Genomic DNA, 14946 nt, shown 5'->3' on the forward strand with positions numbered 1-14946 from the left:
TTGACAGATACTTCGGCTATTCTATCACGCGGGTTTTGCCCTTAACCATGCGGAATTTGAGCTACTTAAGGCCATGGCACGCCCAATAGTCCTTCCCCCTATTCTCCGGTACGCTTACCTCAAACGTACGTCTGTATTCCTGACCCAAGGAGTCCCCTCATGGCTCGTCGTTCGTCGCTGAAACTCGCCGCGATTGCCGCGGTATGTGCTGCCGGGCTTGGCCTATCGGCCTGTACTTCCGCTAGCCCGATCCTTACGACGAAGTCCTATGCCGCATCCGATGGCGTGCGGGCCCAGCTTTCGGAGCATGTGCGCGCCGAGAACCTCATGATTTTGACCGAGGGCCCGGGCAGCGAGGCGGCGCTTTATGGTGCGCTCGTCAATAATTCTGAGGAGCCGGTGACGTTCACGATCACCGTCGGGGACCTGCCCGAGCAGACCGTGGAGGTCGCACCGGGCGCCGTCGTCAGCCTCCCGCAGGACGGCGAGGAAAGCGCGAGCGGCGACTATCAGCCGGGCGCGACCGTCGAGGGTTCAGTCGCGACTTCGCAGACGGGTTCGCACAGCGTGCGGGTGCCGATCCTTGATGGGACGATTCCGCCCTACGACGAATACCTCGTCGGCGACAAGTAACGCGGCAGCAAGGAGGGCGACGCGCTAGGCGTCGACCATCTTGTAGCCAAGTCCCCGCACCGTCCGGATCATCCGGGGGGCTGCGGGGTCTTCTTCGATCCGGCCGCGGATGCGCTTGATGTGGACGTCGAGGGTCTTCGTGTCCCCCACGTAGTCCTCACCCCAGATGCGATCGAGGAGCTGGCCGCGCGTCAGGACGCGATCGGAGTTGCGCATGAGAAATTCGAGGAGTTCGAATTCGCGCAGCGGCATGTCGATGAGCTGACCATCGACCTCGACCTCGTGACGGTCAACGGAAAGCCGTACCCGCCCGACCTCGAGAACCTCTTCGTGGTTGACATGCTCGGAGCTGTGTTCCGAGCGGCGCAGGACGGCCGAGATGCGCGCGAGGAGTTCGCGATAGGAGTACGGCTTCGTGACGTAATCATCGGCGCCGATTTCCAGTCCGACGACCTTATCGATCTCCGAGTCCTTGGCCGTGAGCATGATGACGGGGACGTTGGAGGTTTTGCGGATCTCGCGGCATACCTCGGTGCCGGATAGGCCCGGCAGCATGAGGTCGAGCAGGATGACGTCGAAGTCGTCGGTGAAGGCATCGAGGGCGGCGATCCCGTCCTCGACGGCGACGACGTCGTAGCCATCTCGCGTGAGCGAGTAGGCCAGCGGCTCGCGGTAGGACCCTTCGTCTTCGACCACCAGAATGCGGGTCACAGGTGCTCCTTCGATTCGGCGTCGCGGCCCTTGGGGAAGGCGCGCGGGATGATCAGGGTGAAGGTCGAACCGCGGCGCGGCTCGGACCAGATGGTCACGGTACCGCCGTGATCGGCGGCGATGTGCTTGACGATGGAAAGGCCGAGCCCGGTCCCACCCGTATCGCGCGAGCGGGCATCGTCGATGCGGTAGAACCGTTCGAAGATACGGTCACGCTGGTCGAGCGCAACTCCGATGCCCTCGTCGACGACGGCGATGCGGACGACTTCCGCGTCGCCGGATACCCCGAGGTTGACGCGGGTATTGGGCTCAGAATAGCGGATCGCATTATCGAGCAGGTTGCGCACGGCGGTCATGAGCAGGCCCGGATCGCCATAGACCTGCAGGCCGGGAGTTCCGCCACTGACGAGTTCGACCTGCGCGCTGCTGGCCGCGACCCGGACGCGGTCGATCGCCTCGGCGACAACCTCATCGACCTCGACGAGGCTCGGTTTGACGAGCGCGTCGGGGCTTTCCAGCTGGGACAGCGCGATGATCTCCTTGACCAGCCGCCCAAGGCGGGTCGCCTCGCGCTTCATCCGGGAGGAAAAATGCTGCACGGCCTGCGGGTCTTCCGCGGAGTCGTGCACGGTCTCGGCAAGCAGGGCCAGCGCCCCGACGGGGGTCTTGAGCTCGTGCGAGACGTTCTGCATGAAGTCGCGGCGAGTGTTTTCCAACCGGACTTTTTCTGTCCGGTCGGCGGCCGCCAGCAGGATGCGGCCGCGCGGCAGGTGAGAAAACCGTAGCGTGAGGTAATACACGCTGGATCCTGCCAGGGTCGAGCGCGGCACCTCGACGTCCTCCTGGACGGCGGTATCGGTGGCGACCGCCCGCTCGAAAAGTTCGCGGACGCGACCATTGACCAGCTCATTGTCGACGACGAGGCCAAGAGAGACAGCCGTTGCATCCGCGCGCAAGACCTCGCCGGAGTCCTTCAGCAGCACAATCCCGCCGGAAAGGACCGCGAGGATATTGGACTCATCGGGGGTAATGTCCTCCGACGGTTCCGGATCCTTGCCGCGCATTTGGCGCTGAGAGAACCGGAATGAGGCGACGGCGACGGAGCCGACAAACAGCCCAAGGAGGGCCGCAATGATGGCTTGCCAAGGTGTGTCCACATCCGACACTGTAGGGGCAAAGTCGGGAGAAGTCCCAGCGCTTCCCATCGGTGACGTAATGTTCCCTGCCGGGTCACCTCGCGTTAACCTAGACATGGTCGACTAAGGCGTCGACACCCTCAGGAGATCAAGGAGCATGGTCCGTGCGTGCAATTTTCCGCCAGGAGCTTGAGCAGCTCGGCGACAACCTCATCGAGATGAGCCAGCTCGTCGCGACGGCCGTCCAGAAGGCCGCAAAGGCCCTCGCTGACTCCGATCTGGCGCTCGCTGAACAGGTCATCGACGAAGACGAACAGATTAACGAGCTCGAGCGCACCGTCGACGAAATGTGTGTCTCGCTGCTCGCCCGCCAGCAGCCCGTGGCAACCGACCTGCGCGTCGTGGTCACCGGGCTCATGATGTCGACGACGCTGGAGCGTATGGGCGACCTCGCTCGCCACGTCGCCTACGTTGCTCGCGGCCGCTACCCACGCACTGCCGCGAGCGGTGACGTGCAAAAGCTGCTGAACAAGATGGGTAAGGCCGCCACCGAGATGGCCAAGCTCGTCGTCTCGCTGATGGAATCGCGCGACCTGTCGGAAGCCGCGCGGATCGAAACCGATGACGATCACCTTGACCAGCTGCACCGTGAGGTCTTTACTCGCGTGCTGAACAAGGACAATGAGCTCGATCGTCAGGAGCTCATCGACATCATCCTGCTCGCCCGCTTCTTGGAGCGCTTCGGCGACCACTGCGTCTCGCTGGCCCGCCGCACCTCTTTCCTCGTGACCGGCGACCTGTCGAACTCGGTATCGCTGCCGCTGGAAGAAGACGCGACGGACCCGCACGCGGGTTAAGCGCCTACGCAAAGGCGGGCCGGAAGCGATTGCTTCCGGCCCGCCTTGGTGTTGTGCGAGGTTACTTGCCCTGGTTCGCAACCGCCTGGATGGCCGCGGCGGCCGCGTCCGGATCCAGGTAGGTGCCACCCTTCTTGATGGGCTTGAGGTCCTCGTCGAGCTCGTAGACGAGCGGAATGCCCGTCGGGATGTTGAGCCCGGCGATGTCCTCATCCGAGATTCCGTCGAGGTGCTTGACGATCGCGCGCAGCGAGTTGCCGTGCGCGGCAACGATGACGGTCTTACCAGACTTCAGGTCCGGAACGATTTCCTCTTCCCAGTACGGCAGCATGCGCTCAAGGACGTCCTTGAGGCATTCCGTGCGGGGAATCGGCTCGCCGGCGTAGCGTGGGTCGGAGTCCTGGGAGAATTCCGAGCCGAGTTCGATCTCCGGCGGCGGGGTGTCATAGGAGCGGCGCCACTCCATGAACTTCTCCTCGCCGTATTCGTCGCGGATCTCCTTCTTGTTCTTGCCCTGCAGCGCGCCGTAGTGGCGTTCGTTCAGGCGCCAGTTCCGTTTGACAGGGATCCAGTGGCGATCGGCGGCGTCAAGAGCGAGGTTCGCAGTCGAGATCGCGCGACGCAGCAGTGAGGTGTGGAGGACATCGGGCAGAATGTTCTCCTTCTTCAGCAGCTCACCGCCCTTCTTTGCTTCCTCGACTCCCTTGTCGGATAGGGGAACATCCACCCATCCGGTAAAGAGATTCTTCGCATTCCAGTCGCTCTGGCCGTGCCGAAGCAGTACCAGTGTGTACGTCATTGGATTAACTCCAGATTCGGTTGACAGTAAAAAACAAAATTACGAGGAGGTCGCTTCGAGATAGCGTTCGCGAATATCGGCGGGAATTCGGCCACGGTCTGAAACCTTAATGCCTTCCTTTACCGCCCAGGCGCGAATCTTCGCAGCGTCGGACTGGCCGCGCGCATCGGATGCGGAGCGACGAGTAGCGCGCTGGCCGGGGCGGCGGCGCGCCTTTTCGATCCAGCCATTGAGCGACTCACGCAGTTCCCCGGCATGCTGATCGTTGAGGTCGATTTCGTAGGTGACTCCATCAAGGCCGAAGCGCACCGTCTCCGAGGCTTCACTCCCATCAATGTCGTCTATGAGCACAATGTGAACTTTTTGCGCCATGGGATCTCCTTTGTCGAATATGATTGCCCGCCCCTCAGTCTATTGCACCGCAATTAGTGAATTCAAAGAATTCGGACGATTCCTATTTCTTTGATGGCTGCTGAGCGTCAGCAATATTGTCCGGATTAGGATGGTCGGCCTCGTAGGTCTCTTCCATCTCTTGCAGCAAACGACGTTCGCGTCGATCTGCTTGAAAGATGAGGCGCATGACAAAAAAGAACAGGACGCCTACCGCTACCGGAGGAAAGATGGCGATGAGGTATTCCATGCCCCGATGATATCGCGATATGCAAGCGCCCCGCCCGGGTGGCCGGGCGGGGCGCTTGGGCTGGAGCCGCCTAAGGGAATCGAACCCTTGACCTATTCATTACGAGTGAATCGCTCTGCCGACTGAGCTAAGGCGGCGTCGCCGCAGTCGCCTGCGGCTCTCCCGACTTTAGCGAAAAGTGGGGAGCTTGGACAACTCAGGAACAGCGAGTTCCGTCACTAGGAACGGTGCCGTCGATGAGGAAGTCGTCCACGTGGTTGGCGATGCAGGTGTTCTTGGCGTTGTAGGCGGTGTGGCCTTCGCCCTCATAGGTCAGCAGATGGCCGTTTTCCAGCTGCTTGGCGAGGGCTTCGGACCACTTGTACGGGGTGGCCGGGTCGCCCGTCGTGCCCACGACGAGGATCGGGTTGGATCCGGAGGCCTTCAGCGCGGTGCGCTCGCGCGTCGACTTCACGGGCCAGTTCTCGCACTGTAGGTCGCCGTAGCCGAGGTCTTGGCCGAACAGCGGGGAGGCCTGCTCGATCGTCTTGGCTTCTTCGGCCCATTCTTCCTTCGTGCCGCGTACCGGGTAATCCAGGCAGTTGATGGCGGTGAAGGCCTCATCGGAGTTGGTGGCGTAGGTGCCGTCGGCGTTTCGGTCCGACATCATGTCGGCCATCATGAGCAGCATCGAGCCGTCCTGCTGGGTCATGGCCTGGGTCAAACCCATGGTCAGTTGCGGCCAGCTCTGCTGGGAGTACAGCGGCGTGATGACCCCGGTGATGCCAAGGGGCCGGGTCAGCATGCGGTCGCCGTCGCCGGTGGGCAGCGGGTTGGTGCGCAGCGAATCGAAGAAACGCTTGAGTTGCTCGATGCCATCATCGACGCTGCCCTTTAAGGGGCACTCGGAGCCGGCCTGGCAGTCGGCGATGTAGGCGCGGATGGACTTGTCGAAGCCCTCGGCCTGGCCGAGGGAGACGTCGAAGGACGTCGTGGCGGGATCGAGCGCGCCGTCGAGGACAAAGCGGCCGACGTTCTTGGGGAAGAGATCGGCGTAGGTGCCGCCGAGGTAGGTGCCGTAGGAAAAGCCGAGGAAGTCCAAGGTAGGGGCGCCGGAGATGACGGCGCGCAGGATGTCCATATCGCGGGCGGCGGAGACGGTGTCGACGAAGCCGAGGAGTTTGCCCGTCTTTTCGGCGCACTTTTCGCCGTAGGCCCGCGTCGCCGCGGCGGCGGCTTCGCGGCCGGCTTCGCTGGACAGGTCCGCATCCTCGGCGCGGTAGGCGTCGCGTTCGGCGTCGGACAGGCAGGAAACGGCGCTGGATTCGTTCACGCCGCGGGGGTCAAAGCCGGTGAGGTTGTAGTGCTCGCGCAGTTTCTTCGTCGCGAGGTGATTGACGTAATCCATCATCTGGACGCCGGAGCCGCCCGGGCCGCCGGGGTTGAGCAGCAGGGCGGGAGCGTCGGCGCCGGCAGAGACGAGCTGCTTGACGCGGATCGTGATGGTTTCGCCGTCCGGATTGGCGTAGTCCATCGGCACGGTGACATCGGTGCAGCGTAAGTCGGTGCCGCAGTCTTCCCAGGTGATCTGTTGGGAGTAGAACGTCTCGAGTCCCTCGGGTACGGCCGAGGAATCGGGCGTGCGCGTCGTCAGGGGGACACCGTCCGAGGTCGATGATTCGGAGGGTTTGGTCACGGTTGGCGTGGTGCATCCGGCGAGCAGGAGCGCCGCGGATGCGAGGCCGATGAGCAGCTTCGATTTCACCTTATCTACTGTACGGAAATGCGCGCCGGGCGTGAGTCATGCCTGGGGACGAATCGCGATGAGCATCGCCTCCACCGCCAGCAGTGGGGCGACGTTGGCGGCGAGGCGGCGGCGCGCGGTTTCCACGGCCGCCATCGTGGCGACAGAGCGCTCGAGGCTGCCGGCGGCGGCGAGGCGCTCGATGTCGGAGGCGAGATCGGCGTTGACGAGGTCGATGTCGGAGCCGAGTTGGCGCACGACGACGTCGCGGTAAAGGGAGAGGAGATCAACCATGATGCGGTCCAGCACGTCGCGCTGGAAGCGCGTGGCGCGGCGCTTGTGATCCTCTTCGAGCTGCTTGACGCGGGCGCGCACGGCCGGGGGCAGGCGCGTCGTGCCGTCTTCGACGCCGAGATCGCGCAGCAGCTTTTCCTTTTCCTTGCGGTCGCGTTCCTCGGTGGCGGCAGCCGCGTCGTCCTTGGCGAGATCGACGAGCGTCGTGGCAGCGAGGACGGCGTCGGAGACGCTGCGGATTTCCAGCGGGAGGCGCAGGATTGCGAGGCGGCGGGAGCGGGCGGCGTCGTCGGTGGCGAGGCGGCGCGCCATCCCGACGTGGCTTTGCGCGGCGCGGGCGGCAGCGCGGGCGATTTCCGGGTCGATGCCGTCGCGGCTGGCGAGCAGCTCCGCGATGGCGTCAACGGGTGGGATGCGCAGGCCGATGTGGCGGCAGCGCGAGCGGATCGTCATGATGACGTCCTCGGTGGAGGGTGCGCACAGCAGCCAGATGGTGCGCTCGGGGGGTTCTTCGATCGATTTGAGCAGGACGTTGGAGGTGCGCTCGAGCATGCGATCGGCGTCTTCAACGATGATGATGCGCCAGCGGCCGCCCGAGGGTGCGCGCTGGGCGACCTGGATGAGGCCGCGCACCTCCTCCATCGCGATGACGACCTTTTCCGTCGTGACGCGGGTGACGTCGGGGTGGGTGCCGGCCAGGACCTGGCGGCAGTTCTCGCAGCGCCCGCAACCTGCGGGCGTCTCGCGGCACTGCAGGGCGGCGGCGAACGCCGTGGCGGCAACCGAGCGGCCCGAGCCCGGGGGGCCCGTGATCAGCCAGGCGTGGGTCAGCGCCCCCTTGGTGGCGAGGGCATCGGTCAGTTCGGCGACGACGTGATCCTGACCGATGAGCGCATCCCACACGCTCATGGCCGGCCTGCTTTCAGGCGCGCGGTGACGACGGCCGCGACATTGGCGGCGATCGTCTCGGGCTCACGGGCCGCGTCGATGACGACGAACCGCTCCGGTTCGGCGGCGGCCGCGGCGAGGAAGTTGTCCCGCACGCGGGTGTGGAAGGCGAGCGGTTCCCGCTCGAGGCGGTCGGGTTCGCCGGTGCGGCGCGCGGCGCCGATGCGCGGATCGAGGTCGAACAGGATCGTCAGATCGGGCAGCAGCCCGTCCGTCGCCCACAGCGAGAGGTCGCGGATTTCCTGGGTGCCGAGCTCGCGGGCCGCGCCCTGGTAGGCGACGGAGGAATCGAGGTAGCGGTCTGATAGGACGATGGCGCCGCGCTCGAGCGCCGGGCGCACGATGCGGGCGACGTGTTCGGCGCGGTCGGCGGCAAACAGCAGCGCCTCGGTGCGGGCGTGGATGTGGCCGGAGTGCTGCATGAGGCGGCGTAGTTCCGCCCCGAGATCGCCCTCGCCCGGCTCGAAGGTGACACGGACGTCGTGGCCACCCTCGCGAAGCAGCTCGGCGAGCCGGCGAATCTGGGTGGATTTGCCGGCGCCGTCGCCACCTTCGAACGTGATGAACACGCGCGGCTCCTTAGCTCTTCTTCGTCGTCTTCTTCGCGGCTGTCTTCTTGGCGGGGGCCTTTTTTGCCGTCGTCTTCTTACGTGCGGGGGCCTTGCGCTTGGCGGGGCCCTTCGCGCGCTTTTCGGCGAGCAGCTCGTAGGCGCGTTCCGCTGAGATGCCTTCGACGGTCTCGGCGCGCGGGACCGTCACGTTAGTCGCGCCGTCGGTGATGTAGGGCCCGAAGCGTCCGTCCTTAATGACGACGGGCTTTTCCGTGGCCGGATCGGTGCCCAGCTCGCGCAGCGGCGGCTTGGCGGTCTGCCCGCGTCGCATCTTCGGCTGCGCGTAAATTTCGAGCGCTTCGGCCTCGGTGATCGTGAAGATCTGGTCTTCGCTGGTGAGCGAACGCGAGTCGGTCCCCTTCTTCAGGTAGGGCCCGTAGCGGCCGTTTTGCGCCGTGATCTCGGTGCCTTCGGCGTCCTTTCCAACGACGCGCGGCAGGCTCATGAGCTTCAGCGCATCCTCGAGGGTGACGGTGGAAAGGTCCATCGTCTTAAACAGCGAGGCCGTCTTCGGCTTGGGTTTACGCTTGGGCTTGGCCTCACCCTCGGCGGGTTCGGGTAGGACCTCGGTGACGTACGGCCCGAAGCGACCGTTCTTGGCGATGATCGTGTGCCCGGTGTCCGGGTCGACGCCGAGCTCGCGGCCATCATCGGCGCTTGCGGCCAGGAGTTCGCGGGCTTTGTCCTCGGTCAGCTCATCGGGGGCGATGTCCTCCGGCACGGAGGCGCGCTGCGGATCACCACCCTCGGCCGGGGCTTCGGCTTCCAGGTAGGGGCCGTAGCGTCCGACGCGCAGCGTGATGCCGGGAGCGATGTCGACGGAGTTGATCGCGCGGGCGTCGATGTCGCCCAGCCCTTCGACCAGGCCCTTCAGGCCGCTCGCGTCGTTTCCGGGCCCGAAGTAAAAGTCGGTCAGCCACTGGACGCGGTCCCGGTTGCCGGCGGCGATTTCGTCGAGGTCGGATTCCATCTCGGCGGTGAAGTCGTAATCGACCAGGCGCGAGAGGTTTTCTTCCAGCAGTCGCACCACGGCGAAGGCGAGCCACGTCGGGATGAGGGCCTGGCCGCGGCGGAAGACGTAGCCGCGGTCGGCGATGACGCTCATCGTCGCGGCGTAGGTCGAGGGCCGGCCGATCCCGCGCTCTTCCAGCGCGCGCACGAGGGAAGCCTCGGTGTAGCGCGGCGGCGGGTTGGTCGTGTGGCCCTCGGCGGTGACGTCGCGGACGGTGAGCAGCTGGCCACGCGTGAGCTCGGGCAGGCGAACGGATTCGTCGCTCGCCTTTTCGTTGCGCTTGGCGTCGCGGCCCTCTTTGTAGACGGCAAGGAAACCGCGGTGCGTGATGACGGTGCCGGAGGCCGACATTTCGACGTCTCCGACGCCCTCGACGTCGGCGGTGATGCGCACGGTATCGGTGTGGCCGGTGGCGTCGGTCATTTGGCTCGCGAGCGTGCGACGCCAGATGAGGTCATAGAGCTTCAGCTGCGCGCCCGAGAGCTGGCTGGCGAGTTCATCTGGGCTGCGGAAGGTCGAGCCCGCGGGACGAATCGCCTCGTGCGCCTCCTGGGCGCCCTTCGACTTCTTTTCATACACGCGCGGCTTATCCGCGACGTTAGCCGAGCCGAAAAGCTCGGCGGCCTGTGCGCGGGCGGCGGCGATCGCCTGGCCGGACAGCGCCGTGGAGTCGGTACGCATGTAGGTGATGTAGCCGTTTTCGTACAGCGACTGGGCCGTGCGCATGGAATCGCGCGCGCTCATGCGCAGCTTGCGGGAGGCTTCCTGCTGCAGCGTGGAGGTCGTAAAGGGAGCCGCGGGACGGCGCCGGTAGGGCTTGGTCTCCACCGCTGAAACGGCGACGGCATCCCGGCCGCCGGCCTCGCTCAGGCCCGTAGCGATGCGCTGCGCTTGCGCCTCGTCAAGGACGAGGACACCGGCGGACTGGGCCTTGTCACTCAGTGCCCCGTCGTCCGAAAAGTCGCGGCCAGTTGCCACCTTCGCGCCGTCGATGCTTGTGACGCGGGCGCTGAATTCCGGGTCGGCGTCCGGGGCCTTGAGCTCCGCGGTGATGTCCCAGTAGCTGGCGGCTACGAATGCCATGCGCTCGCGTTCGCGCTCGACAACGAGGCGCGTTGCGACCGACTGGACGCGGCCCGCCGAGATGCCAGCCTTGACCTTGCGCCACAGCAGCGGCGAAACCTCGTAGCCGACGAGGCGGTCGAGGATTCGCCGGGTTTCTTGGGCGTCGACGAGGCGGTCATCGACCTGGCGCGTCGCGGCCTTCGCTTCTTCGATCGCCTCGGGGGTGATCTCGTGGAAGACCATGCGCTTGACGGGAACCTTCGGCTTGAGTACCTGTAGCAGGTGCCAGGCAATCGCCTCTCCCTCGCGGTCCTCATCAGTGGCAAGAATGAGTTCGTCGGCGTCCTTTAAATAGCGCCGCAGTTCCGTGACCTTCTTCTTTTTATCCGAATCCACCACATAGTAGGGATCGAAACCCTCATCAACGTTGACGCCGAACTTGCCGTACGGACCCTTTTTCATGTCGGCGGGCAGTTCGGAGGGTTGCGGAAGGTCCCGGATGTGCCCCACTGAGGCCTCAACCTGATACCCGTCGCCGAGGTAGGCCGCGATGGTTCTCGCCTTCGCAGGAGACTCGACGATCACAAGGGAACGGGTGGCAGACACGGATCATCCTTCGCAGATATATAGAGGAACGGTCTAGGGGTTACCCTACACACCACCGCTGAGCATACGCCCTTTTGTGGCACGTGATCTCGCGCGGCTGCCTGCAGGCCCCGTCTCGATATGCTGCCTCATATGTACGACATCGACCCGCTCACCCTGCGCGAGCGCATCACGGATCAGGATGCCTTCGATCACGAACTTGCCCAGCTGCGGGCGGCGTTTGCTAACGGTTCGGACGTGCGCGCCCAGCTCGTGCCGATGCTACGGATCGCGGGTCGGCTCGATGAGGCCGAACGGATGGGACGCGACTACCTCGGGCAGCTCGATCCCGATGTCTCCCCCGCCCGCGCTCATGCAGCCCGGCTGCGCCTTGCCCACGTCCTGCAATATCAGGGCCGATTCGATGAGGCCCTCACACTGTTCGACGCTGTCGTCGCCGCCACCTCCGGATCGCTGCACGCATTCGCGTTGCAGCATCGCGGCAAGTGCCTCCTAGAATGCGGCCTCGCCCAACGCGACACCGTCCAACTTCGAGCTGCGCTTGCCGATCTGGAAAATGCCCACGCCTTGCGTCAGGCCCTGCAGGTTGCCGACGAGTTAATTGCGTCGTCTTCGCTCGCGGTCAATCGGGTGCGTGAGATCCTTCAATCCACCTCAGAAAACTAGTTATCCACAGAAAGCATCCACACCCGTGTGAACAAGTACCCAGTCATCCGGGAAAATCTGTGGATGAACCGTGGACAACCATGAGGATGGGTATTTTCTGCAGAATCTAGCGGAAATTTGTCTATAGCACACGGAGCCTAGGGCTCGCAACATCGCGGATAATCACACGGTTGTCCTCAGTTATCCACCGAGGTGTGGGCACAATACACACCTTTTGTAGGTGGTCTACTAAGACTTCGGCGCGCTGGCCGATTTCGTTGGCGCGAAGCCGCCCGTTAACCAGATGATTGCCACAAGGATGCCTGGAACAATCCATCCCGCGACCCCCAAAATCGTGGCGAGGGTCGTATTGAAGATGAGCGGGGCGGCGCCCAGAACGAAGGCTAGACCCGCCGCGGCGTTCAGTGCACCGTGCCCGATCGCGGCCGGCCACACCGAGTCGGTGCGCAGTCGGACCCAATACAACAGGGCGCCCACGAGGGTGCACATGCCCGTCATGGCGCCGGCGGCGACGATGGGGTTCGCGCCGGGATAGTTGTAGCCAAGCAGCAATAGCGGCAGGTGCCACAGTCCCCATGCGATGCCGGAGAACACGATCATCGGAAGCACGCCAAGGTGCGAGAGATGCGGCATGAGCCAGCCGCGCCAACCGATTTCTTCCCCGAGCGCCGGAATGATATTCAGCAGCGAGAAAAAGACAATCGAAATGATCTGCGCGACAAGCACCTCGTGCACGGTCGCCGGGATCTGCTCAATAGCCTCCGCATTGTTCTGCGCGAGTGCCTGCTCGACCATGATCGAGCTCAGCCCCGATAGATTGGCGAAATCGAAGCGGTACACCCCAAAAAGTGCCGAGGTCACGAGCGCGAGGAAGACGAGGACAATCATGCCGAGCCAGGCCAGCACAAAATAGCCGAAGAAGCGCTTATAGGGCCGGGTAAAACTCAGCCCGAGCCGCTGAAAGCCCGAGATCTGGCCGTCGCGACCCATGAGCGGATAGCGCTGGATCCAAAAGACGACGATGAGCGCGGCGATCATAGGGGTCGCCATAATCCCCACCGAGATCGGGATGAAAAACCCGTGCGAGAGTCCCGCACCCGAGGTGTACAGCGGCAGTGCGACAAGCCAAGCTAGGCCGAATGCGATCGCGATATAGGCGATCAGTGGGCGAGCAAAGCCCGCCGAGGGGGCACTCACGAGGCGAGCAGCGTCGCGACGAGCGAGGTGAAGAACGTCGCGCCGTCAGTTCCGGTGCGCGGCCCCAGCGGACCGTCGGGACCATAGCCGGCCTCCACGGCGTGCTCCGGGTGGGGCATCAGGCCGACGACGTTGCCCTGCTCGTTGGTGATGCCGGCGATGTCGTTGATCGAGCCGTTGGGGTTCATGCCGTGGTAGCGGAAGACGACGCGGCCGGCATCTTCCAGCTCGTCGATCGTCGCGGCATCGGCCACGAACTGTCCCTCGCCGTTCTTCAGCGGGATCGTGATCGTTTGACCGGGCGTAAAGCGGCAGGTGAAAGCGGTGTCGGTGTTTTCCACGCGAAGCTGCTGGTCGCGGCAGATGAAGTGCTGGTGATCATTTCGCACGAGGGCCCCCGGCAGCAGGTGCGATTCGCACAGCACCTGGAAACCGTTGCAGATCCCGAGGATCGGCATGCCGCCGCCCGCGGCGTCGACGACGGCGTCCATGACGGGGGCGAAGCGCGCGATCGCGCCGCAGCGCAGGTAGTCGCCGTAGGAAAAGCCGCCGGGCAGCACGATGGCGTCGACGTCTTGCAGGCCCTCGTCGGCATGCCACAGCGGAACGGCCTGGGCTCCGGTGAGGCGGATCGCGCGCAGAGCGTCGCGATCATCGAGGGTGCCGGGGAAGGTCACGACGCCGATGCGCAGTCGCGCTACGTCGGACTCGTTGAGGGAGACATCCGCGTTCAGGGCGCGGGGAGATTCAATCGGCGCGGTCAGATCGAGCCCGGGCATGGAGGAGGGGACAACCACGGCGCTAGTCCGCCTCGGTGGCTTCGACGCTGACGACGTCTTCAATGATGGGGTTGGACAGCGTGGATTCCGCGACGATGCGGGCGGCCTGCAAGTGCTCTTCGGTCACGTCGCCCTCGACTTCGAGTTCGAAGCGCTTGCCCTGACGCACGCCGGTAAAGGAGTGTTCACCGAGGCGCCCGAAGGCGGTGGCGATGGCCTTTCCCTGTGGGTCTAAAATCTCCGGTTTGGGCATGACGTTGACGATAATTCGACCCATTGTTCCTTCTTTTCGGGGTGCGGGGAAAAGGGAGTAACGCATAGCAGCCTAACGCCTCGCGCGGCTGCTGTCCGCGCGATCTCACGTGCCGGGAGCTAGAGGACGGGCTGGTGACCCGTGAGGCGTTCGAAGGCGTCGAGGTAGCGCTGGCGGGTGGCGGCCACGACGTCGTCCGGCAGCACCGGCGGCGAGGCGGTTCCGGCCTTGTCCCAGCCGGAGGCGGGCGAGCTCAGCCAATCGCGCAAGTACTGCTTATCAAAGGAGGGGGTGGCCTGCCCGGCCTCCCATTCTTCGGCCGGCCAGAACCGGGAGGAGTCCGGGGTGAGGACCTCGTCGCCGAGGATAATGCCCGCCTGGGTGGGTTCGGCGCGGCGGCCGAATTCGAACTTCGTATCGGCGATGATGATCCCGCGGGTGGCGGCGATCTCGGCCGCTGTCGTGTACAGCGCGATGGTCAGATCGCGCAGCTGCTCGGAGATCTCGTAGCCGAGCTTTTTCACCATCTGATCAAAGGTGATGTTCTCGTCGTGCTCCCCGACCGCGGCTTTGGCAGCGGGGGTAAAGATGGGCTCGGGCATTTTATCGCCCTCGCGCAGCCCGGGTGGGAGCGCGACGCCGCAGATCGCGCCGTCGCGGCGATACTCCGCGAGCGCCGAGCCCGTGAGATAGCCGCGGGCGACGCATTCGACGGGGTACATGTGCAGCTGGTGGCAGATCATCGCGCGGCCCTCGACCTCGGCGGGCACGTCGTAGGACACCACGTGGTTGGGGACGACGTTGCGCAGCTGATTGAACCACCACTGCGACATTTGGGTGAGGATCTTGCCCTTATCGGGGATTTCGGTGGGCATGACGTGGTCGTAGGCGCTGATGCGATCGGAGGCGACGACCAGGACGACGTCCCCGATGGGTGAGACGGAGGAGTCCTGCGGCACATAGAGATCGCGCACCTTGCCGGAATACATGTGCGCCCAGCCGTCTAGATCAAGCAT

16 protein-coding genes and 1 tRNA gene are annotated in these 14946 nt (G+C 64.5%); 3 read left to right on the forward strand and 14 right to left on the reverse strand.

Annotated elements, in window-relative coordinates; translation table 11 throughout:
- Positions 1-159 precede the first annotated feature (159 nt).
- Entirely contained in the window at positions 160-633 is a 474-nt protein-coding gene (locus BLU67_RS05705) for a hypothetical protein (protein ID WP_092563481.1), read from the forward strand.
- Between the two features lie 24 nt (positions 634-657).
- Here the strand turns inward: BLU67_RS05705 and BLU67_RS05710 are convergent, their stop codons facing one another.
- Together BLU67_RS05710 and BLU67_RS05715 are read right to left on the reverse strand one after the other, a co-directional pair.
- Positions 658-1344 (reverse strand): response regulator transcription factor, encoded by a 687-nt coding sequence (locus BLU67_RS05710; RefSeq protein WP_092563484.1) that lies wholly within the window; start codon positions 1342-1344, stop codon positions 658-660.
- Complete coding sequence (locus BLU67_RS05715) at positions 1341-2501, reverse strand: sensor histidine kinase (RefSeq protein ID WP_222842394.1); 1161 nt, start codon at positions 2499-2501, stop codon at positions 1341-1343. Before BLU67_RS05715 ends, BLU67_RS05710 begins: the two co-directional genes overlap by 4 nt.
- 143 nt (positions 2502-2644) lie before the next feature.
- Between BLU67_RS05715 and phoU the strand changes: the two genes are divergently transcribed.
- On the forward strand, positions 2645-3337 hold the full coding sequence (gene phoU, locus BLU67_RS05720) for a phosphate signaling complex protein PhoU (protein ID WP_092563490.1): 693 nt from the start codon (positions 2645-2647) through the stop codon (positions 3335-3337).
- 61 nt (positions 3338-3398) lie between these two features.
- On the opposite strand, the gene BLU67_RS05725 is transcribed toward phoU, so the two are convergent.
- From BLU67_RS05725 to topA, 8 genes are all read right to left on the reverse strand, one after another.
- Complete coding sequence (locus BLU67_RS05725; protein WP_092563493.1) at positions 3399-4136, reverse strand: phosphoglyceromutase; 738 nt, start codon at positions 4134-4136, stop codon at positions 3399-3401.
- A 39-nt stretch (positions 4137-4175) separates the two neighbouring features.
- A complete protein-coding gene (locus BLU67_RS05730; protein ID WP_092563496.1) occupies positions 4176-4508 on the reverse strand; it encodes a histone-like nucleoid-structuring protein Lsr2 in 333 nt (110 codons plus the stop codon).
- A gap of 82 nt (positions 4509-4590) precedes the next feature.
- Positions 4591-4776, reverse strand: coding sequence for a hypothetical protein (locus BLU67_RS05735; RefSeq protein ID WP_092563499.1), 186 nt, complete (start codon positions 4774-4776; stop codon positions 4591-4593).
- Between the two features lie 61 nt (positions 4777-4837).
- Positions 4838-4913, reverse strand: a tRNA-Thr gene (locus BLU67_RS05740).
- 59 nt (positions 4914-4972) lie between these two features.
- A complete protein-coding gene (locus BLU67_RS05745) occupies positions 4973-6520 on the reverse strand; it encodes an alpha/beta hydrolase (RefSeq protein WP_261977046.1) in 1548 nt (515 codons plus the stop codon).
- 36 nt (positions 6521-6556) lie between these two features.
- Positions 6557-7702, reverse strand: coding sequence for a DNA polymerase III subunit delta' (locus BLU67_RS05750; RefSeq protein ID WP_092563503.1), 1146 nt, complete (start codon positions 7700-7702; stop codon positions 6557-6559).
- Positions 7699-8310 carry a dTMP kinase gene (gene tmk / locus BLU67_RS05755; RefSeq protein ID WP_092563506.1) on the reverse strand — a complete coding sequence of 204 codons (612 nt, stop codon included), beginning with the start codon at positions 8308-8310 and terminating at the stop codon, positions 7699-7701. Before tmk ends, BLU67_RS05750 begins: the two co-directional genes overlap by 4 nt.
- A gap of 10 nt (positions 8311-8320) precedes the next feature.
- Positions 8321-11035, reverse strand: a complete 2715-nt coding sequence (topA, locus tag BLU67_RS05760; protein WP_092563509.1) for a type I DNA topoisomerase — start codon at positions 11033-11035, stop codon at positions 8321-8323.
- 132 nt (positions 11036-11167) lie between these two features.
- Between topA and BLU67_RS05765 the strand changes: the two genes are divergently transcribed.
- Positions 11168-11701 (forward strand): tetratricopeptide repeat protein, encoded by a 534-nt coding sequence (locus tag BLU67_RS05765; RefSeq protein ID WP_092563512.1) that lies wholly within the window; start codon positions 11168-11170, stop codon positions 11699-11701.
- Positions 11702-11929: 228 nt separating this feature from the next.
- On the opposite strand, the gene BLU67_RS05770 is transcribed toward BLU67_RS05765, so the two are convergent.
- From BLU67_RS05770 to BLU67_RS05785, 4 genes are all read right to left on the reverse strand, one after another.
- On the reverse strand, positions 11930-12898 hold the full coding sequence (locus BLU67_RS05770) for a CPBP family glutamic-type intramembrane protease (RefSeq protein ID WP_092563516.1): 969 nt from the start codon (positions 12896-12898) through the stop codon (positions 11930-11932).
- Entirely contained in the window at positions 12895-13695 is an 801-nt protein-coding gene (gene purQ / locus BLU67_RS05775; RefSeq protein ID WP_261977047.1) for a phosphoribosylformylglycinamidine synthase subunit PurQ, read from the reverse strand. Before purQ ends, BLU67_RS05770 begins: the two co-directional genes overlap by 4 nt.
- Before the next feature lie 4 nt (positions 13696-13699).
- Positions 13700-13954 (reverse strand): phosphoribosylformylglycinamidine synthase subunit PurS, encoded by a 255-nt coding sequence (locus BLU67_RS05780; RefSeq protein ID WP_092563523.1) that lies wholly within the window; start codon positions 13952-13954, stop codon positions 13700-13702.
- 95 nt (positions 13955-14049) lie between these two features.
- Positions 14050-14946 (reverse strand): phosphoribosylaminoimidazolesuccinocarboxamide synthase, encoded by an 897-nt coding sequence (locus tag BLU67_RS05785; RefSeq protein WP_092563526.1) that lies wholly within the window; start codon positions 14944-14946, stop codon positions 14050-14052.

Origin of the sequence: Bowdeniella nasicola (assembly GCF_900107735.1) — a bacterium.
GTDB lineage: Bacteria > Actinomycetota > Actinomycetes > Actinomycetales > Actinomycetaceae > Bowdeniella > Bowdeniella massiliensis.